Genomic DNA, 18,343 nt, shown 5'->3' on the forward strand with positions numbered 1-18,343 from the left:
CGTCGCCTGATGTCGGCGCGCAGGCAGGGAGATCGTCCCGGAGCAGAACCCCGGGAGGAACGTTTTCAAGAGGCAATACCAAATGGCGCAAACTTTCGATCATGAGTCATCTGCCAGCCGGGCGGGGTCGTCCGGCGAGGCGCAAATCGACACCTCTCCGCTGGAGCGACTGGCGGAGATCGCGGCGCGGACGGCCGAAGAATCCGGCAAGTTCGCCAATGTCGACGCGATCCTTCGTATCCCCGTCACGGTGCAGGTGGTGTTGGGCGCTGCGACCATGCCGGTGGCGAACCTCATGAAGCTCGGCCGCGGCGCGGTCGTCCCGCTCGATCACAGGGTCGGCGAACCTGTCGACGTCGTGGTCAACGGCCGGATCGTCGCGCGCGGCGAGGTCGTGGTCGTCGAAGAAGACAATTCTCGTTTCGGCGTGTCGCTTACGGAGATCGTCGGGCCGCTGGGCGGTCACGGTGAAGGCTGATCGTGGCTGAACCGAAGGGCATCGCAACCTCCGTCAAGCAGCGCGGCGTTGCCTCGCTGGGAGGAACGCAGAAGGTCGCAGCACTCCTGCTCGCGATGGGCCGTCAGGCGGCCGCCAGCGTCCTGCAGCAGTTCGAGCCGCAGGAGATCCGCGTCGTCACGAAGGCGGCGGCCGAGCTGCGCCCGATCACGGCGCAGGAGCTGGAAGGCATCGTCGAGGAATTCGCCCAGCAATTTTCGATGGGCGCCAATATTCTCGGCACGCTCGGGGGTCTGGAGGCTGTGCTCGGCGACGTTCTGCCGGCCGAGCAGGTCTCCCAGATCATGTCGGACCTGCTCGGCAATTCCTCGGGGTCGGTCTGGGATCGCGTGTCGTCGGTCTCGGAGAACTCGCTCGCGAGCTACCTGTCCAAGGAGCACCCGCAAACCGCGGCGGTGATCCTCTCCAAGGTCAGGCCCGCCTGCGCCGCCAAGGTCATGAGCCAGCTTCCCTCGAGCCTGCGCAACGAGCTGATGCGGCGGGTGCTGAGCCTCAAGCCGATCGTGGACGACGCCATCCGCATCGTCGAGAAGACGCTGCATGAGGACCTGACGCTGAACTTCGCCCGGAACCTCGGCGCCGACACGTATGCGCGGGTTGCCGACATCATCAACAAGATGGAGCGCGGCCACATCGAGGACATGCTGAAGAGCCTGTCAGAGAAGCGTCCGAAGTCGGCGGAGGTGCTGAAGGAGCTGCTGTTCACGTTCGACGACGTGGTCAACCTCACGCCGAAGGCGCGCACCATGATCTTCGACCAGGTGCCGACCGACCGCATCGTCATCGCGCTGAAGGGCACGGACAAGACTTTCCGCGAGTTGATCCTGTCCTCCGTGGCCTCGCGCGTCCGGCGCGTCGTCGAGCACGAGCTGGCGATCGGCGAGCCGTCGAACCAGCGCGACGTGCTGGAGGCGCGGCGTGTCATCACCGACCTCGCACTCGATCTGGCGGAGCGCGGCGAGATCGAGCTCAACCCCGACCAGGAGGATGAGCTGGTCTTTCGCTGACCGCTGACCCGCATGGCAGAGACATCCGATCAGGAGAGCAAAACAGAAGAGCCGACCGAGAAAAAGATCCGCGATGCCCTCGAGCAGGGCAGAATTCCGGTATCTCGGGAGGCTTCCATCTTCGCCTCGATGGCGGCGCTGATGGTGATCCAGGCGTTCCTGATCGGGCAGGGCGTGCAGCAGCTCGTTCCGACCCTGAAAGCTCTGCTCGACGATCCCGACGGCTTTCGCCTGCGCACGGCCGCGGACGCGAAAGACCTCCTGTCGGTCGTCGGGCTGGAGGCGTTGCGCTTCCTGCTGCCGCCGGTTCTCGTTCTCGCGGTGTTCGGGCTGGCGGCGTCGCTGCTCCAGAACGTGCCGCGGCTGGTGCTCGCCCGCATCCAGCCGGATTTTTCCCGGGTATCGCCCGCGCAGGGGTGGAGCCGGATCTTCGGGACGCAAGGGCTCGTGGAATTCGCGAAAGCCGTCTTTAAGCTCGTCTCGGTAGGCCTTGTTGTCGGCTTCGTGCTGCGATCATCCGAGGCGAGGGCGTTCGAGGCGATGTACACCGATCCGGTGGCGTTGCCGGAGATGATCTTGACCATCGCCATGCGCATCGTCTCGGCGATCTGCATCGCGACCATCGTGCTGGTGGCGATCGACCTCGCCTGGGCGCGCTTTCACTGGCGGCGCGAGTTGCGCATGACGAGGCAGGAGCTCAAGGACGAGCACAAGCAGGCCGAAGGCGATCCGCTGATCAAGGCGCGGCTGCGGTCGCTGGCACGCGACCGCTCGCGCCAGCGGATGATTGCGGCTGCATCCCGCGCTTCGCTCGTGATCGCGAATCCGACGCACTTTGCGGTGGCGCTCCGCTATCAGCGCGACGAGAGCCCGGCGCCGATGGTTCTCGCCAAGGGCATGGATGCGATCGCGCTCAAGATCCGCGCGGTGGCCGAAGAGAACAGGATTCCGGTGATCGAGAACAAGGCCCTGGCGCGCGCGCTCTACGAGGCGGTGCAGGTCGACCAGCTGATCCCTCCGGAATTCTTCCGGCCGGTCGCCGAGATCATCTATTTCCTGCAATCGCAGAAGACGCCGCGAAGCGAAAAGGTTCAATGACGCGTCTTGCGACGAAAGCTTGAGAAAAGCTTAATTTCCTATGTTCGTCTGCATAGACGAGATCGGGAGCTGCCGTGGGACCGCTTTATCTGTTTGAACTTGCTTCCTCGCAGGCCCGGTGGCTGGAGCTGCGCCAGTCGACGATCGCAGCGAACGTAGCCAACGTCAACACGCCCGGCTTCAAGGCGCGTGACGTCGAGCCGTTCAACAAGGTCCTCGATGCCACGCCGGTCAGGCTCGCTACGACATCGCCATCGCACATGCAGATGAGTGCGGCCGAGACCGATACGCGAACCAACGCCAAGAAAGACAGCTGGGACGTCGTGCACTCCGGCAACTCCGTCAGCCTTGAGCAGGAGATGCTCAAGGGCGGCGAGGTCAACCGCGACTATTCCATGAATGCTGCGATCGTGCGGTCGTTCAACCGGATGCTGCTGTCCGGCGTGAAAGCCTGAGGTGACCTGACATGGTGGATTCCCTGCAGGCTTCGCTCGCGGTCGCGAGCTCCGGACTAGAGGCGCAGTCGACGCGGATGCGCATCGTCTCGGAAAACCTGGCGAACGCGAATTCGACGGGGCGCACCGCCGGTGCCGACCCGTATCAGCGCAAGACCGTGACTTTCGATGCCGAGATGGATCGCGCCGCAGGCGGCCAGCTCGTCAAAGTCAAGGAAGTCGGCGTCGATACCAGCCCATACCGCGTCGAATACGAGCCGGGCCATCCGGCTGCCGACAAGGCCGGCTACGTCAAGCTGCCCAACGTCAACATGATGATCGAGATGGCCGACATGCGCGAGGTCAATCGATCCTATGAGGCCAATCTTCAGGTCGTGAAACAGGTGCGGTCGATGGTCGGCATGACCATCGATCTCCTAAGGAGCTGACGATGTTAGAGGCAATTGCGTCCACCGCGATCTCCGCGGGCCAGACGGTGGCCCGCTCGATTGAAGCACAAGTGACTGCGCCTGCGGCAGGCGCCGTTCAGTCGGGTGGGGAGGTCGGCTTCGACTCCGTGCTCAAGCAGGTCACGACGGATGCGATCGGGACGCTCAAGGCCGGTGAGGCCGCGTCGATCTCAGCGATCCAGGGCAAGGAGTCCACGCGGCGCGTCGTCGAAGCGCTGATGTCGGCGGAGCAGACGCTGCAAACGGCGGTCGCGGTTCGCGACAAGGTCGTGCAGGCCTACCAAGAAGTCGTTCGCATGTCGATCTGATCTGAAGGAATCAAGTTGTGAAATCGCTCGCCATCGCGGCCACCGGAATGAACGCGCAACAGACCAATATCGAGGTTATTGCGAACAACATTGCCAACATCAACACGACGTCGTTCAAGCGGGCGCGTGCGGAATTCACCGACCTCTTCTACCAGATGGATCGTATGCAGGGCGTTCCGAACGCGACGGGCTCCTCGCCGATCCCCGAGGGCGCCAATCTCGGTCTTGGCGTCAGGTCGGCGGCCATCCGCAAACTGCACATCCAGGGTGCGCTCACGCAGACGGGCAATCCCTACGATTTGGCGATCAACGGCCGCGGCTGGTTTCAGGTGTTGGGCCCGAACAACGAGGTGCAATATACCCGCGCAGGCTCGTTCAACACCAATGCCAACGGCCAGCTCGTCACAATGGACGGCTATTTGCTGGATCCTGCGATCACGGTGCCGCAGGGAACGGTCCAGGTCACGGTCAACCAGACCGGACAGGTGTTTGCCAAGCTGGACACGGAGGTGAACCCGCGCCAGATCGGCCAGCTCAACCTCGCGAACTTCGCCAACGAAGCCGGCCTCGAACCGCTGGGCAGCAATCTCTATCGTGAGACCACGGCTTCCGGAACGCCGGTCGTCGGGCTGCCGGGCGATTCCGGCTACGGCAAGATCAACCAGCAATATCTCGAGGCTTCGAACGTCGATCCCGTCAAGGAAATTACCGAGCTGATCTCTGCGCAGCGCGCCTATGAGATGAATGCCAAGGTCATCACGGCCTCGGATGAGATGGCCCAGACCGTGTCGAAGGGGCTTGGCCGCTAGTTCCGGTGTATCCATGTCGAACAGGCTCGGCCTGATCATGCGCGGGTTGGCCGCCGCGCTGCTGGTGCTCGCTTCTGCATCCCTGGCCGCGGCCGAGGATCGGCGGCTTCCGGTGCCGGCCGTGTCGATCCGCGCGGGCGAACTGATCCGCGAGGACATGATCACGGAGCGTGCCTTCGCGGCCAACCTCCTCGGCGTCGCCATGTTCATCGAAGGACGTCAGGTGCTGGTCGGACGCATGGCGCGGCGGACGCTGCTGCCGGGCCAGCCGATCCCGACCAATGCGGTCGAGGATCCCTGGACCGTCGCGCGCGGGGCCATCGTCAAGGTCGTGGTCGAAGACAGTGGCCTCTCGATCGTCACCTATGGCTCGGCCCTGCAATCGGGTGCGGCCGGCGCGCTCATCCCGGTGCGCAACACCGACACCGGCGTGATCATCAAGGGCATCGTCCAGCCGGACGGCACCGTTAAGGTCATGGATGGATCATGATCAGGCTGCTGCTTGCGCTCATCCTCATCGTCTCCGCGGCAAGCGCGCAGGCTGCCGTCCGTATCAAGGACATCGCTGATATCAAGGGACTGCGCGAAAACCAGATCGTCGGCTATGGCCTCGTCATCGGCCTCAACGGCACCGGCGACACGCTGCGCAACGCGCCGTTCACGGAACAGTCGCTCCAGTCGATGCTCGAGAACATGGGCATCAATGTCAGGAACGACACCACGAGCACGAACAACACGGCACGGCCGACCACGCTGCGCACGCGCAACGTGGCGGCGGTCATGGTGACCGCGGACCTGCCGCCGTCGATCTCGCCAGGCGAGCGCATGGACGTGACGGTGTCCTCGCTCGGAGACGCCACCTCGCTGCTCGGCGGCACGCTCGTGATGACGTCGCTGCGCGCGGCCGATGGCGCCGTCTACGCCGTGGCGCAAGGCGCCGTCACCGTTGCCGGCTATAGCGTCGGAGGTCAGGCGCAGAATGTCAGTCAGGGTACGCCGACCGCCGGTCGCATTCCGAACGGCGCGCTGGTCGAGCGGGAGGTGCAGGGAAGCCTTCACGAGATGGAGTTCCTCGTCCTCGAGCTGAAGAACCCCGATTTCGTCACCGCGACGCGAATCCTCGATGCCATCAACCGTTACGCCGGCGGCCGCTACCGGTCGCAGATTGCCTTCGAGCGCGACTATCGGACCATCGTGCTGTCGAAGCCGAGCTATGCCGGCCCGGTCCGCTTTCTCGCCGAGATCGGTGAGTTGACCGTCGAGCCGGATACGCCCGCACGGGTGGTGATCAACGAGCGCACCGGCACGGTGGTGATTGGGCGCGATGTGCGGATATCGACCGTTGCGGTGACGCACGGCAATCTGACGGTCCGTGTGACGGAGCTTCCCGTGGTGTCGCAGCCCGCGCCGTTCTCGCAAGGCAAGACCGTGGTCGTTCCGCAGACCATGGTCGAGGCCAACGAAGCTGGAGCCCAGGTTGCGATCCTCAGCGGCGTGGATTTGCAGCGCCTGGTGCACGGTCTCAACCAGATCGGCCTCAAGCCATCCGGAATCATCGCGATCCTCCAGGCGATCAAGACGGCCGGCGCGCTTCAGGCGGATGTGATCGTCCAATGACGCGCAAGCGCCAAGCAAGCCTGATCGCGCATGTCTGTCGTCTCGACCGAGATTCGCGCGCGGCCCGATGCTGAAGCTGGATTACAAAACGCATCTCTTCTGCTTGATCGCGGTGTCCGTGCTGGCGAGCGCATCGCCGGCTGCGGCGCTGGACGAGCCGAAGCAGTCAAAGCCGCTGAATCTGCTCTCTTTCGCGCGATCGCGGGCGGCAGGCCCGCAGAAGCCGCGTGCGCCCCTCGCGCCGCTCCCCAGCGACACGAATTCCGTGAGGGCGACGGCCTGGGCTGCGGAGGATGCCGCACCTCTGACTACCGGCGCGGTACCAGCTCCCGAGACGCCGCCCCTCGCGCGGCCGGCCAGGACGGGCAACGCGCCGAAGCCCGCGCCGCCTGTTGCGGCTGCGGCGCCCGAGAACGACGTTGCGCAGTTCTGCAGCAGCGTCGCCGATTCTGCCGTCGACGCCCGGCTGGCTTGGCAGTTGAAGGAGCTGGAGAAGGCGGAGACTCTGCTGCGCGAGCGGATCGCGGAGGTCGAGGCCAAGCGAGTCGAATATGAGAAATGGATGGCGCTTCGCGACGAGTTCCTGAAGAAGGCCGAGGCGAGCGTGGTCGAGATCTACTCGCGCATGAAGCCGGAATCTGCTGCAAACCAGATTGCCAGCATGGCGGACGAGACCGCTGCGGCCGTGCTCGCCAAGCTTAGTCCCAGGAGCTCGAGCGCGATCTTCGATGAGATGGATACGGCACGCGCGGCGCATCTGGCCGATCTCCTCGGCGGAATGCGTCGCGTGGAGGACGGGAAGACCAAGTAAATGAAGAAGCCGATGCTTATCCTGTCGCTGCTGCTGTCGCCCGTGCTTCTGGCCGGATGCTCCCATGACCCCGCCGAGGTCTTGACCGGCCCGCAGGTGTCGCCCATCGGCAGCGGGCTGAGGTCGCAGGCCGATCCAATCCCAGTGACGCCGCGTGTCCGCACGCCCGTGAGCTATCGCTCGACCTGGGACGACGGCACCGATCTCTACCGCGACCCACGCGCGCGGCGCGTCGGTGACGTCGTGACGGTGATCATCTCGATGCAGGACAAAGCGAAGCTCGACAACAAGACCGACCGCTCGCGCGATTCGCAGATCAAGTTCGGCCTCGACTGGTTGATGAATGTCGCAGGATGGAGCGACACCGGTCAGACCAACGCCAATCTCTCAACCAACACCCAGATCAAGGGTAATGGTCAGATCGACCGTGCCGAGGACATCAAGCTTTCGATCGCCGCCATCGTCACCGACGTGTTGCCTAACGGCAATGTGATGATCAGTGGCTCGCAGGAATTCAAGGTCAACACGGAGATGCGCGTGCTCAACGTCGGGGGCATCGTGCGTCCGCGAGACATTTCGCGGGGAAACACCATCTCTTATGAGAAGATCGCCGAGGCACGCGTGTCCTATGGCGGTCGCGGAAATCTGTCTGACGTGCAGCAGCCAGGATGGGGACATCGGATCTATGACACCGTGGCGCCGTTCTGATTTGCAAGGCGAGCGCGCCGGATCGCGGAGCCGCGGGGCGCCATGCGCCTGATCGCGGCCATAGTGATCCTGACGCTGCTCGCGGCCGGCGCCGGCGCTGCCACGGGCTATCACCTGCTGGTGACGGCCGAGCGCGTCGTTGATGCCAGGAAGAACGTCACCCCGCCGCCCGTTGCGTCTACCTACACAGGGACGGCGCGGTTGCGGAAGCTGTCGCCGGTCGTCACCAATCTTGCGGCGCCCGCCAACAATTGGGCCCGCGTCGAAGCCTCCATGGTCACGGACAGCATGAACGACGAGGAGGCGGGCATTCTGGCCGCTCACATCAGCGAGGATATCGTCGCCTATCTCAGGTCAGCCACCGCTGCCCAGTTCGAGGGCGCGCGGGGACTTCAGCATCTGCGGGATGACTTGTCCGAGCGCGCCAATGTCCGCTCCTCGGGCAAGGTCCGCGAATTAATTATCGAGACATTGGTGATCCAGTGAGAACGAAAGTCCTGCTGCTCGCGTTGCTGCTGATCCTCCTGCCCGAGGCGGCGTCTGCCCAGATACCGGACCTCAACTCCCTGCTGCCTCCGGGGAACGGCTCGACCAGCGGCCGCATCATCCAGCTGATGGCGCTGATCACGGTGCTGTCGGTAGCGCCGGGTCTGCTGATCATGGTGACGAGCTTCACGCGATTTGCGGTGGCGCTGTCGTTCCTGCGCTCCGGCCTCGGCCTTCAGACCACGCCGGCCAACCTCGTGCTGATCAGCCTCGCGCTGTTCATGACCTTCTACGTGATGGCGCCGACCTTCGACCGCGCCTGGGAGACCGGCGTCCAGCCGCTGATGAAGAACGAGATCTCGGAGGAGGAGGCCTATCTGAAGATCACCGATCCGTTCCGCGAGTTCATGCTGGCCCATGTCCGGGACAAGGATCTTCAGACCTTCGAGTCGCTCGCGGCGGAAAGCTTTCGCAAGAAGTTCGACGACAAGCGCATCGACCTGCGCGTCATTATTCCGGCTTTCATGATCTCCGAGCTTCGCCGCTCCTTCGAGATCGGATTCCTCATCATGCTGCCGTTCCTCGTCATCGACATGATTGTGGCGACGCTGACGATGTCGATGGGCATGATGATGATGCCGCCCACGGTGATCGCGCTGCCGTTCAAGATGCTATTTTTCGTGTTGATCGACGGCTGGAACCTGCTCGCCTCGGGCCTGGTGCGGTCGTTCTCGTAAGAGCCGCGATTATCGGCCAACCGGCCGGTTATGGTTAGCGAAGGGTAATATTAACCATATGATATTGCTACGAAATTCAAGCTGCTCTTAATCTGGAAGCAAGATTCGGCGTGCTAGCAATGCGTCACGGCGGGTTGGACCCCACCCACATCAGTCCAAAGGCATGATGCCGCCCCTCCGTACCGGTGAAAGCCCGGTATGTCCCCTCGTGAAAATGTAACGCGTACATAAAGGGACATTCGCAATGTCGAGCCTGCTTACGAACTCGTCCGCCATGACCGCGCTCCAGACCCTGCGGTCTGTGAGCTCGCAGCTCTCCACCACGCAGAGCCGGATCTCCACCGGCCAACGCGTGGCCACCGCCTCCGACAACGCCGCCTATTGGTCGATCGCGACCTCGATGCGCGCCGACAACGCCGCGCTCTCCGCCGTCTCCGACTCGCTCGGTCTGTCGGCCGCGACCGTCGACACGCAGTACACCGCTCTGACCTCGGTTATCGGCGACAGCAACTCCGGCCTGACCAAGCTCCAGTCGCTGCTGGTCGAAGCCAAGACCGCCGGTATCGACCGCACCAAGATCCAGTCGGATATCACCCAGATCCAGCAGCAGATGAACTCGACCGCCAATGCGGCGACCTTCAACGGAATCAACTGGCTGAGCACGACCGCGACCACACCGGCGACGTTCAACCTCGTGTCGTCGTACTCGCGTGTCGGCGGCACGCCCACCACCGGTTCCATCGCCGTGACGACCGCCAACTACGCTCTCTATACCAGCACCCAGTCCGGCATCCTGGATACGGTGAGCGGCGGTGCGTCGGTCAACACGATCAGTATCTCCGCGCTGACCGATTCGACGGCTGACCAGACCACGCTCGATGGCTACATCGCGCAGGTCACCGCGGCGATCGGCTCGGTGGCGTCGGCCGCCGCCAATCTCGGTGCCGTCAAGAACCGCATCTCGACCAACACGGACTTCGTGAAGTCGCTGATGGACTCGGTGGATCGCGGTGTCGGTCAGCTCGTCGACGCCGACCTGAACGCGGAATCAACCCGCCTGTCGGCCCTTCAGACCCAGCAGCAGCTCGGCGTTCAGGCGCTCTCGATCGCCAACCAGAACAGCCAGAGCATCCTCTCGCTGTTCCGCTAAGCCTCAAGCCCGTGGAGGGAGGGCCGCGCTTCTCGCGAAGCGCGGCCTTTTTCGTTGGCATGACGTCCCGCGCACGCGGTATTTTTGGCTGCCCTGTTGCGGTCGGGGCACACAGCCACAAGCCTCACACAAGCTTCGCCCGCTAGCCTTGTCGTTACGACAGGTTGGGCCTTAACCCGTTTCTCCGTAGCCCAAAGGCATGACGCCGCCCCGTCGTACCGGTGCAAGCCCGGTATGTCCCCAAGCTCAATTCAATCTTCAAAGGGACATCAAAAATGGGTTCTAGTCTCCTCACCAACTCCTCCGCAATGACCGCGCTCCAGACCCTCCGGTCTGTCAGCGCCAGCCTGCAGACGACCGAAAACCGGATCTCGACCGGCCAGCGCGTCTCGACGGCCTCCGACAACTCGGCCTATTGGTCGATTGCGACCTCGATGCGCTCCGACAATGCCGCGCTCTCCGCGGTCTCCGACTCGCTCGGTCTGTCGGCTGCGACCGTCGACACCGAATATACCGCTCTGACCTCGGTTATCGGCGACAGCAACTCCGGCCTGACCAAGCTCCAGTCGCTGCTGGTCGAAGCCAAGACCGCCGGCATCGACCGCACCAAGATCCAGTCGGACATCACCCAGATCCAGCAGGATATGAAGCTCAAGGCCAACTCGGCGACCTTCAACGGAATCAACTGGCTGAGCACGACCGCGACCACACCGACGACCTTCAATCTCGTGTCGTCGTACTCGCGTGTCGGCGGCACGCCCACCATCGGTTCCATCGCCGTGACGACCGCCAACTACGCGCTCTATACCAGCACCCAGACCGGCATCCTGGACACGGTGAGCGGCGGTGCGTCGGTCGACACGATCAACATCTCCGCGCTGACCGATTCGACGGCCGACCAGACCACGCTCGATGGCTATATCGCGCAGGTCACTGCTTCAATCAACTCGGTGAGCTCGGCCGCTGCCAATCTCGGTGCCGTCAAGAACCGCATCTCGACCAACACGGATTTCGTGAAGACCTTGATGGACTCGGTTGACCGTGGTGTCGGCCAGCTCGTCGACGCCGACATGAACGCGGAATCGACCCGCCTCCAGGCGCTCCAGACCCAGCAGCAGCTCGGCGTTCAGGCGCTCTCGATCGCCAACCAGAACAGCCAGAGCATCCTGTCGCTGTTCCGCGGCGGCTAAGCGGCGCTTTCGAAAACGACCGTGCTCCCTCTGGGAGCACGGTCCACGCCGTGATCAGCGGATGTGGCGGCACGAGACGTGCCCGCAATCGACCTCCTGACACCAGACTTCATCCAGCACGCCGCAGCCGATCGCGCTGCCCTGCGCCCGCGCGCCCGCTTGTTGCGCCTGAACTGATTGCGTCGACCAAGATTCTTGTAAAATTGCAACGCCTCGCCTGCGAACCGACACATTCGTATCCTCGCGCAACCTTCAGACAAGGTTGGCAGCGGAGTGTCCTTTGCGTTCGCATTGGTACGAGGTCATATGCTCAGTCGCGCGCAGGTGCAGCAGCTGCTCAACAATCTGCTGGAGCTTGGCCCGCGGCGCCTGATGGCATTGGGGCTGATCGGCTTTGCCGTTCTCGTCACCGTCGTGGGCGGCGCCTACTATCTGAGCCGGCCCGAATTCGAAACCCTCTACACCGGCCTGACTCGCGAGGATGTGACGCGGATCGGCGCCGCGCTGCGCGAGCAGAACATTGCCTTCGACGTCAATGCGGCGGGTGACGCCATTTCGGTCCGCCCGAGCCAGACCATGCAGGCGCGCATGCTGCTGGCCGAGAAGGGGCTGCCGACCAGCGCCAACTCCGGATACGAGCTGTTCGACAAGATCGGTTCGCTGGGTCTGACCTCCTTCATGCAGGAGGTCACCAAGCTCCGCGCACTCGAAGGCGAAATCGCGCGCACCGTTCAGCTGATGAAAGGTGTGAAGGCGGCGCGGGTTCACATCGTCCTTCCCGTGCGCGGCTCGTTCCGCGCCACGCAGCAGCCTCCGTCCGCCTCCGTCGTGCTGCGCACCGACGGCGCGATCGAGGCGCGCACCGCACAATCGATCCGCCATCTCGTCGCCGCCGCCATTCCCGGCATGACGCGCGACAAGGTGACGGTGCTGGATGCCGACGGTTCGATGCTGCTCGCCGAGGAGGATGAGGCGAGCGCGGCGCCGACCCGAGCGGCGAGCCTCCAGAAGATGGTCGGCCAGATGGTGCAAGAGAACATCCGGAAGGCGCTGACGCCTTATCTTGGCCTCGACAATTTCGAGGTTAGCGTGGCGCCGCAGCTTTCGACGGACAAGCGGCAGATCAACGAGACCGTCTATGATCCGGAGGCGCGCGCCGAACGCTCGGTGCGGAACGTCCGTGAGAAGGAGACGTCGCAGAACGCGGATCGCTCGACGCCGACCACTGTGCAACAGAACTTGCCGGACCAGCAGGTCAATGCCGGCGGCACCAAGAATTCCAACGAGGAGAAAAATCGCCGCGAGGACGTCACCAATTTCGAGGTGTCGTCCAAGACGACGACGACGGTTAGCGACGGCTATTCCGTGAAAAAGCTCTTCATTGCGGTCTTGATCAACCGCGCGCGGCTGGTCGCCGATCTCGGTGACAAGACCAATCAGGCCATCGTCGACAGCAAGATCGCGGAGATCAGCCAGCTCGCGGCCACCGCCGGTGGACTGGACAAGCAGCGCGGCGACCAGATCCAGGTGACGGCCGTCGACTTCGTCGAGGGCTCGCGCGAGCTGGTGCCGGTGCCGCCGATCGGCTTCGTCGAGATGTTGAACCGGCAGATGGGAAGCTTCATCAACGCGGTCACGATCCTGGCCGTCGCCGCGATGCTGGTCTGGTTCGGCCTTCGTCCGGCGGTCAACGGCATCCTCACTCATCGCGCACAGCAGGAGCAGGTCGAGACCGCGGAGGCGGCCGCCCAGTTCGAGGCCGCATCGCTGGCGTTGCCGGAGAACGAGGAGGCTGAGCTCAACCTGGTCGAAGACCTCGAAGGCAAGATGCAGCGCACGCCGCAGAAGCGGCTTGAGCAGATCGTGCGGCTCGATCAGGCGCAGGCGGCTGCGATCCTCAAAGATTGGATGCGTCGGGAGGAAGCGGCATGAACGCGGCAATCGGAAAGCTGCTCACGCAGTTCGACGCCAACGGAAGGGCGAGGCCGGCCGAGAAACCGAAGCTGCCGGAGCCGGTGGCAAAGCCGAAGGAGGTCAGGCGAGAGCCGCCGCCTCAGCTTCACTCTCAGCCTCAACCGGCCGTGCCGAAGGTTGAGACCCCGCCGGTCAATCTCCTGGACGATGCCTATCGGCGCGGTTACGCCGCGGGCGTCGCGGAAGGCGATGCCAAGCTGGCGGAAGAGCGCGTGCGCGGCGCGATCAGGCTCGGCGAGGAGCGAGCCAAATGGTCTGATCAGCAGGCGGTTGCGATCGTGAACGGCTTCACCGCCGCTTGCCGCGAGATCGAAACCAACGTCGCAAGCTCGGTTGCCCGCATCCTGCAACCCTTCCTCGCCGATGCGGTCCGTGACAAGGCCGTTGCGGCCCTGGTCGAGCAGATATCGGCGTTGACCTGTCAGTCGCCGGTGCCGGTGTTCAATATCACGGGGCCGAGCGATCTGCTCGAGCTGGTCAAGGCGCAGCTCGACAAGGCGCGGCGGACCGGCATCGATTATCAGGTTGCCGACAGCTTCGAAATCCGCGTCGTCGCCGACCAGACCGTGATCGAGACGCAGATCTCGCCGTGGATCGAGCGTCTGAAGGACGCGCGACGGTAATCCGCCATGAGCGACGTCCAACCCGAGCTCGTGATCATCCGCCGCCGCAGCGCGTTCGACGATGCGCCGGCGAAAGGTGGTGTCTGGAAGATCGCCTATGCGGACTTCATGACCGCGATGATGGCGTTCTTCCTTGTGATGTGGCTGCTCAACGCGCTCAATCAGGACCAGCGCCAGATCGTGGCGAGCTACTTCAATCCGATCGAGCTCGCAGAGAACGCGCCGGCGCCGAAGGGGCTGAAGGATCCCGCCAAGAAGGACCCCGCGGCGTCCGAGGGGCAGGAGGGCAAGCGCAAGCCGGCGGGCCCGAGCGAGGAGCGTCGCGGCGATTCGCCCACGGCCGAGAAGCCGCCGTTCTACGAGGAGAAGGTGCTGTTTCGCGACCCTTACGCGACGCTCGCGGAGATCGCGGCCGGTTCGAGCCAGGCGGCGGGACAGCGGCGCGTCGGGGCGCTCGCCTCCGCGGAGGAAGAGGGCCTGAAGGGCGGCGAGGCCTATCGTGACCCATTCGATCCCGGCTTCTGGAAGTTCGCCCCGCAACCGGCAAAGGACGGGCGAGCGAGCGAGACTGAACCCAGCCCCAGCCCGGCAGCGCGCGCAAGTTCGGCCAGCGCGGATCAAGGCGAGCAGCAGCCGACGCGTCGCGGCAAGGCTGATGATGCCGGCGGCAGCGTCGCTGCCGACGCGCAGGCCACGTCCGCAGCCACGTCGCCTCTGTTGCCGCCCAGTCCGGCGTCATCGTCAGCCGCTCTCGACGGCAAGGTTCAATCCACCCCTCAACCGAATTCGCAGGCCAACGCTGCGAGTCAGTCGCGTCCGCTGGAAGCCCAGAAGGGCAATGATCCGCGCGATGCTGCGCAGACACAGCAACCGACCGCCAAGCAGCTGCAAGCCGCGATCACCGACGCGCTCTCGGACATCAAGGCAGGCGCCGGGCCGGTCGCGGAGGTGCGCCAGGTCGAGGAAGGACTGCTCGTCAGCCTCACCGACGATGCGAGTTTTGGCATGTTCGCGGTCGGCTCCGCAGAGCCGCGTCCCGAACTGATCCGCGTCATCGACAAGATCGGACCGCTGCTGACCAAGCGTCCTGGCACGATCATCGTCCGCGGCCACACCGACAGCCGGCCATACCGGTCGGACACCTACGACAATTGGCGGCTTTCGACTGCGCGTGCGCAGATGGCCTATTACATGCTGGTCCGTGCCGGCGTGGACGCGCAGCGGATCGAGCATGTCGAGGGTTACGCGGATCGCCGTCCGAAGTTGTCTAACGATCCGGCCGCGGCGCAAAACCGCCGGATCGAGATTCTGATCCGGGAGAAGCACCCGTGATCGGTCCGAGAGCTTTCGCGTTGCTTTTGCTGCCGTTCGCTGCGGCGAGGGCGCTCGCCGCAGCGCCGGAGTCGCCGCCCTCGCCGGAAGAACCGTATGCGCTGGTCCGCTCGTTGCAGGCCGTGCAGGACGGCATCGCCAGCGGCGATGCCGCCGCGCAAAGCGGTCATCTCGCGCTGATCCGGCAGGTCGGCGAAAAATTCCTTGCCGCCGATCCAGGCGTGTGGAGCAACCCGCAGAACGGCCAGGCCATCGTGGTCTACATGCTCAGTGGCGGTGCGCCACAGATCGTGCGCAAGCTTCCGCGCGAGCGGATCAATGTCGATGAGCGGCTGTTCAATGGCGCGCTCGCCTATGTCGAGGGCCGCCAGGACGAAGCGCGCGAGCTTTTGAAGGATGTCAAGCCGCGCACGATCCCCTCGAGCATGAGCGGACAGGTCGCACTGGTGCAGGGCGCACTGCTCGCAAGCTCCGATGCGTCGGTCGCGATCGAGCGGCTGGACGATGCGCGGCTGCTTCTGCCGGGCACGCTGGTGGAAGAGGCGGCGCTGCGGCGTGAGATTCCGCTGGTCGGGCAGGCGGAGGATTTCGACAAGTTCGAGTTCCTGACGCAGGCCTATATCCGGCACTATCGCAAGTCCGTCTATGCCGGGGATTTCTGGCAGCGGTTTTCGTCGGCCTTGACGCGTTCGAGCCTCGCGCTCGACGAGCACCGCTTTTCGCGGATCGCGGCACTGCTGGACCAGATCGACCGCGGGAACCGTCTCAAGCTCTATCTCGTGATCGCCAAAAGCGCGCTGGTCCGCGGGCGGCTTGCCGTGGTGCGGCTTACAGGCGAGCAGGCGCTGTCGCTGAGCGCCGATGGGAGCGCGGATCGCGAGCGGGCGCATCTGTTTCGGGGAAGCGCCCGCGTGCTGACCGACGACTATGAAGGCGGCCTCACTGAACTGAAGGCGGTCGACAGGTCGAGGCTGCCGCAGCCCGAGGCGTCTCTTCTCAATGCAAACATCCAGCTCGCGCTCGACCTCCGCAAGCCGATCTCCGGCGCGCCGTCCGCCGACAAGCCGCCGCCCACGCCGGCGCGGCTGGACCTGGCGTCATCGGCCGCGACCCTTGCGCGGGCGCAAAAGCAGCTCGAGGAACTGGAGCTTCTGACCAAGGACCGCCGCCCATGACCAAGCTTAGCGGAACCTCCGGACAGCTCTTCGAAGGTCTCGCCGAAACTCTCGCGCTATCCCGTTCGGCGAAGGGCACGGCAACTACCGGCACGAAAACTGCCGACGGTTCCTCGTTTCACGACCTGCTCCACACCGTCTCGAACATGGCCAAGCGGGCGTTGGATGATCAGAGTACCGATACGACCGCGAAGGCTGCTCCGGTGCGCCCGCGCCTGGCAAAGCTGACCGAGCGCGACACGCCGAAGGATGAGCCGGTGCACGAGCGCACCGAGGAAACCAAGCCGTCGAACAAGCAGGAGCCGCTCGATCAATCCGCGAAGGCGGACGTCGCGAACGGATTGTGCCTGCCGGCGATCGTGGGGCAGGAGCTCTCCGCCGCGCCAGTCGTGACGGTACAGACGCCGCAGCCGTCGAGCGACAAGAAGGAGGCATCGGTCCGGGACGAGCGGTCTTCCGCAGCGAAGCGTGAGGTTCAGAGCACGGGCGGGGCAAGCGTGGCGACGGCAGATGTCGCTCGCTCCGTCGCCGCGCCATCGATTGTCGCTCGTTCCGCTGCCGATGCATCCGGAGCACGCCCCCAACCGGTTGCGGGCGCACAGGCAGCGGCGACCGAGCAGGCGATGCTCCAGGGAAGCGAAGTTCAACCGAAAGCGGTGCCCGCCACACCCGGCTTCGAAGCCGTCGCGGCGAATGTCGAGCGCGCTGCAAAGTCCGCGGGGCGCGACGCCTTGCCGGAAACGACCAAGGTCACGGTTGTTCAGCAGGAAACGCATCTGCCTCCGGTGGCGCAGTTCAGCCCAACCCAGCAGGTCGCAAACGCAGTGGTATCGGAGTTGAAGAGCTCGCCCGCGCCGGCCGCATCCGCCGCGGCCGATCTCGTGGGCGCCCAGAGCAATACGTCGGATCAGCCACTCAAGATTCTGACAATTAATCTCGAGCCGCCGGCGCTCGGCAACGTCACCGTACGCCTTCGTCTCGTCGGCACCGAAGTGTCCGTCCACCTAGCGGCGGAGCGCAAGGATACGAGCCAGATGCTGGACCAGCAGCGCGACTCGATCCGCGATCTCATGCAGTCGGCGGGCTACGTTGCCGAGGTCGCGCCGGTCCAGCACGGCGCGCTCGATGGATTTCAGGCAGGCTCAGGCCAGCCACAGCCCTCGCTCTCCGGCCAGCCACAATCGCAGAACGCGCAAGGAGCGTTCGACGGCTCGAACGCATCGTCCGGCCAGTCCGATGGCGGAGCGAGGCAGGCGAGGGACGAGCAACAGCCCAACCAGGAGACGCGTCATGAGCAGGACGTGGCCCAGCGCACTCGTCGCGGCCCTGTCTATCTTTAGTCCGATCGCCGCAGCAGCGGGCGCGGACAGCACGCGCTCTTGTGAGCGCGAGATGGCACGCGCGGCGCAAGTGCACGGCATTCCGCTCGGTATCCTCTATGCGGTCGGTCTCACCGAAACCGGCCGCCGTGGTGCGCTCTATCCTTACGCGCTCGGCGCCGAAGGCCAGACCGTGTTCGCCAAGGACCTCGAGGATGCGATCGCGAATTTCGAAGCGATGCGCCAGAGGGGCATCAAGCTGATCGATCTCGGCTGCATGCAGATCAACCATTACTATCATGGCGACAAGTTCGCGTCGGTGCGGGCGATGTTCGATCCCGCCAAGAACGTCGACTATGCCGCGCGCTTCTTGAAAGAGCTGAAGCAGCGCGAGGGAAGCTGGACCATGGCGGTTGCGCGCTACAATGCGGGCCCAAACAACCAGCCCGCGCAGAAGCGCTACGTCTGCCACATCGTCGCTCATCTCGTCTCGAGCGGCTTCGGCGCGTGGACCGACAAAGCGCGTTCGTTCTGTCAGCCCAAGACGACGTGAAGCACCAACGCAACGAAAATGAAGT

At 64.4% G+C, this 18,343-nt stretch carries 21 protein-coding genes; all 21 read left to right on the forward strand.

Annotation, left to right across the window (positions count from 1 at the left end; all coding sequences use genetic code 11):
• The first annotated feature begins 82 nt into the window (after window positions 1-82).
• The 21 genes from fliN to SO156_RS05505 all read left to right on the forward strand — a co-directional run bounded on the left by fliN (window position 83) and on the right by SO156_RS05505 (window position 18,318).
• Window positions 83-478: a flagellar motor switch protein FliN gene (gene fliN, locus SO156_RS05405; RefSeq protein WP_458148901.1), complete on the forward strand. Its 396-nt coding sequence runs from the start codon at window positions 83-85 to the stop codon at window positions 476-478.
• A gap of 2 nt (window positions 479-480) precedes the next feature.
• Window positions 481-1,524, forward strand: coding sequence for a flagellar motor switch protein FliG (locus SO156_RS05410; protein ID WP_498534092.1), 1,044 nt, complete (start codon window positions 481-483; stop codon window positions 1,522-1,524).
• Between the two features lie 12 nt (window positions 1,525-1,536).
• A complete protein-coding gene (gene flhB, locus SO156_RS05415) occupies window positions 1,537-2,622 on the forward strand; it encodes a flagellar biosynthesis protein FlhB (protein ID WP_498534093.1) in 1,086 nt (361 codons plus the stop codon).
• A 74-nt stretch (window positions 2,623-2,696) separates the two neighbouring features.
• Complete coding sequence (flgB, locus tag SO156_RS05420; RefSeq protein ID WP_498534094.1) at window positions 2,697-3,077, forward strand: flagellar basal body rod protein FlgB; 381 nt, start codon at window positions 2,697-2,699, stop codon at window positions 3,075-3,077.
• Between the two features lie 11 nt (window positions 3,078-3,088).
• Complete coding sequence (flgC, locus tag SO156_RS05425) at window positions 3,089-3,505, forward strand: flagellar basal body rod protein FlgC (protein WP_458148897.1); 417 nt, start codon at window positions 3,089-3,091, stop codon at window positions 3,503-3,505.
• A gap of 2 nt (window positions 3,506-3,507) precedes the next feature.
• Window positions 3,508-3,834, forward strand: a complete 327-nt coding sequence (gene fliE / locus SO156_RS05430; protein ID WP_458148896.1) for a flagellar hook-basal body complex protein FliE — start codon at window positions 3,508-3,510, stop codon at window positions 3,832-3,834.
• 17 nt (window positions 3,835-3,851) lie between these two features.
• The gene (gene flgG, locus SO156_RS05435) at window positions 3,852-4,643 is read left to right on the forward strand and encodes a flagellar basal-body rod protein FlgG (protein WP_254098068.1); all 792 of its coding nucleotides are present in this window, start codon (window positions 3,852-3,854) and stop codon (window positions 4,641-4,643) included.
• A 13-nt stretch (window positions 4,644-4,656) separates the two neighbouring features.
• Window positions 4,657-5,133 (forward strand): flagellar basal body P-ring formation chaperone FlgA, encoded by a 477-nt coding sequence (flgA, locus tag SO156_RS05440; RefSeq protein WP_458148895.1) that lies wholly within the window; start codon window positions 4,657-4,659, stop codon window positions 5,131-5,133.
• Window positions 5,130-6,260 (forward strand): flagellar basal body P-ring protein FlgI, encoded by a 1,131-nt coding sequence (flgI, locus tag SO156_RS05445; protein WP_498534095.1) that lies wholly within the window; start codon window positions 5,130-5,132, stop codon window positions 6,258-6,260. Before flgA ends, flgI begins: the two co-directional genes overlap by 4 nt.
• A gap of 67 nt (window positions 6,261-6,327) precedes the next feature.
• Window positions 6,328-7,071: a MotE family protein gene (locus SO156_RS05450; RefSeq protein ID WP_458148893.1), complete on the forward strand. Its 744-nt coding sequence runs from the start codon at window positions 6,328-6,330 to the stop codon at window positions 7,069-7,071.
• Window positions 7,072-7,779, forward strand: a complete 708-nt coding sequence (gene flgH, locus SO156_RS05455) for a flagellar basal body L-ring protein FlgH (protein ID WP_458148892.1) — start codon at window positions 7,072-7,074, stop codon at window positions 7,777-7,779.
• A gap of 42 nt (window positions 7,780-7,821) precedes the next feature.
• Window positions 7,822-8,265 (forward strand): flagellar basal body-associated FliL family protein, encoded by a 444-nt coding sequence (locus tag SO156_RS05460; protein WP_498534096.1) that lies wholly within the window; start codon window positions 7,822-7,824, stop codon window positions 8,263-8,265.
• Window positions 8,262-9,002 carry a flagellar type III secretion system pore protein FliP gene (fliP, locus tag SO156_RS05465; protein WP_458148890.1) on the forward strand — a complete coding sequence of 247 codons (741 nt, stop codon included), beginning with the start codon at window positions 8,262-8,264 and terminating at the stop codon, window positions 9,000-9,002. Before SO156_RS05460 ends, fliP begins: the two co-directional genes overlap by 4 nt.
• 244 nt (window positions 9,003-9,246) lie before the next feature.
• Window positions 9,247-10,152, forward strand: a complete 906-nt coding sequence (locus SO156_RS05470) for a flagellin N-terminal helical domain-containing protein (protein WP_458148889.1) — start codon at window positions 9,247-9,249, stop codon at window positions 10,150-10,152.
• A gap of 275 nt (window positions 10,153-10,427) precedes the next feature.
• Window positions 10,428-11,342: a flagellin N-terminal helical domain-containing protein gene (locus tag SO156_RS05475; RefSeq protein WP_498534097.1), complete on the forward strand. Its 915-nt coding sequence runs from the start codon at window positions 10,428-10,430 to the stop codon at window positions 11,340-11,342.
• Between the two features lie 306 nt (window positions 11,343-11,648).
• Window positions 11,649-13,274 (forward strand): flagellar basal-body MS-ring/collar protein FliF, encoded by a 1,626-nt coding sequence (fliF, locus tag SO156_RS05480; RefSeq protein ID WP_498534098.1) that lies wholly within the window; start codon window positions 11,649-11,651, stop codon window positions 13,272-13,274.
• A complete protein-coding gene (locus SO156_RS05485; RefSeq protein ID WP_498534099.1) occupies window positions 13,271-13,939 on the forward strand; it encodes a hypothetical protein in 669 nt (222 codons plus the stop codon). The genes fliF and SO156_RS05485 overlap by 4 nt, the downstream gene beginning before the upstream one ends.
• Before the next feature lie 6 nt (window positions 13,940-13,945).
• Window positions 13,946-15,271: a MotB family protein gene (locus SO156_RS05490; RefSeq protein WP_498534100.1), complete on the forward strand. Its 1,326-nt coding sequence runs from the start codon at window positions 13,946-13,948 to the stop codon at window positions 15,269-15,271.
• Window positions 15,268-16,446: a chemotaxis protein gene (locus SO156_RS05495; protein WP_458148884.1), complete on the forward strand. Its 1,179-nt coding sequence runs from the start codon at window positions 15,268-15,270 to the stop codon at window positions 16,444-16,446. The genes SO156_RS05490 and SO156_RS05495 overlap by 4 nt, the downstream gene beginning before the upstream one ends.
• The gene (locus SO156_RS05500) at window positions 16,443-17,786 is read left to right on the forward strand and encodes a flagellar hook-length control protein FliK (RefSeq protein ID WP_498534101.1); all 1,344 of its coding nucleotides are present in this window, start codon (window positions 16,443-16,445) and stop codon (window positions 17,784-17,786) included. The genes SO156_RS05495 and SO156_RS05500 overlap by 4 nt, the downstream gene beginning before the upstream one ends.
• Window positions 17,737-18,318, forward strand: coding sequence for a lytic transglycosylase domain-containing protein (locus tag SO156_RS05505; RefSeq protein ID WP_458148882.1), 582 nt, complete (start codon window positions 17,737-17,739; stop codon window positions 18,316-18,318). Before SO156_RS05500 ends, SO156_RS05505 begins: the two co-directional genes overlap by 50 nt.
• The last annotated feature ends 25 nt before the right edge of the window (window positions 18,319-18,343 follow it).

It is taken from the genome of Bradyrhizobium sp. UFLA05-125, assembly GCF_059803515.1.

What these genes read in the sequence shown, in the direction of transcription:
- fliN (WP_458148901.1), top strand. Translation starts at nt 83, where the DNA reads ATGGCGCAAACTTTCGATCATGAGTCATCTGCCAGCCGGGCGGGGTCG.
- flhB (WP_498534093.1), top strand. Translation starts at nt 1,537, where the DNA reads ATGGCAGAGACATCCGATCAGGAGAGCAAAACAGAAGAGCCGACCGAG.
- flgC (WP_458148897.1), top strand. Translation starts at nt 3,089, where the DNA reads ATGGTGGATTCCCTGCAGGCTTCGCTCGCGGTCGCGAGCTCCGGACTA.
- fliE (WP_458148896.1), top strand. Translation starts at nt 3,508, where the DNA reads ATGTTAGAGGCAATTGCGTCCACCGCGATCTCCGCGGGCCAGACGGTG.
- flgA (WP_458148895.1), top strand. Translation starts at nt 4,657, where the DNA reads ATGTCGAACAGGCTCGGCCTGATCATGCGCGGGTTGGCCGCCGCGCTG.
- flgI (WP_498534095.1), top strand. Translation starts at nt 5,130, where the DNA reads ATGATCAGGCTGCTGCTTGCGCTCATCCTCATCGTCTCCGCGGCAAGC.
- SO156_RS05450 (WP_458148893.1), top strand. Translation starts at nt 6,328, where the DNA reads ATGCTGAAGCTGGATTACAAAACGCATCTCTTCTGCTTGATCGCGGTG.
- flgH (WP_458148892.1), top strand. Translation starts at nt 7,072, where the DNA reads ATGAAGAAGCCGATGCTTATCCTGTCGCTGCTGCTGTCGCCCGTGCTT.
- SO156_RS05460 (WP_498534096.1), top strand. Translation starts at nt 7,822, where the DNA reads ATGCGCCTGATCGCGGCCATAGTGATCCTGACGCTGCTCGCGGCCGGC.
- SO156_RS05470 (WP_458148889.1), top strand. Translation starts at nt 9,247, where the DNA reads ATGTCGAGCCTGCTTACGAACTCGTCCGCCATGACCGCGCTCCAGACC.
- SO156_RS05475 (WP_498534097.1), top strand. Translation starts at nt 10,428, where the DNA reads ATGGGTTCTAGTCTCCTCACCAACTCCTCCGCAATGACCGCGCTCCAG.
- fliF (WP_498534098.1), top strand. Translation starts at nt 11,649, where the DNA reads ATGCTCAGTCGCGCGCAGGTGCAGCAGCTGCTCAACAATCTGCTGGAG.
- SO156_RS05485 (WP_498534099.1), top strand. Translation starts at nt 13,271, where the DNA reads ATGAACGCGGCAATCGGAAAGCTGCTCACGCAGTTCGACGCCAACGGA.
- SO156_RS05490 (WP_498534100.1), top strand. Translation starts at nt 13,946, where the DNA reads ATGAGCGACGTCCAACCCGAGCTCGTGATCATCCGCCGCCGCAGCGCG.
- SO156_RS05500 (WP_498534101.1), top strand. Translation starts at nt 16,443, where the DNA reads ATGACCAAGCTTAGCGGAACCTCCGGACAGCTCTTCGAAGGTCTCGCC.
- SO156_RS05505 (WP_458148882.1), top strand. Translation starts at nt 17,737, where the DNA reads ATGAGCAGGACGTGGCCCAGCGCACTCGTCGCGGCCCTGTCTATCTTT.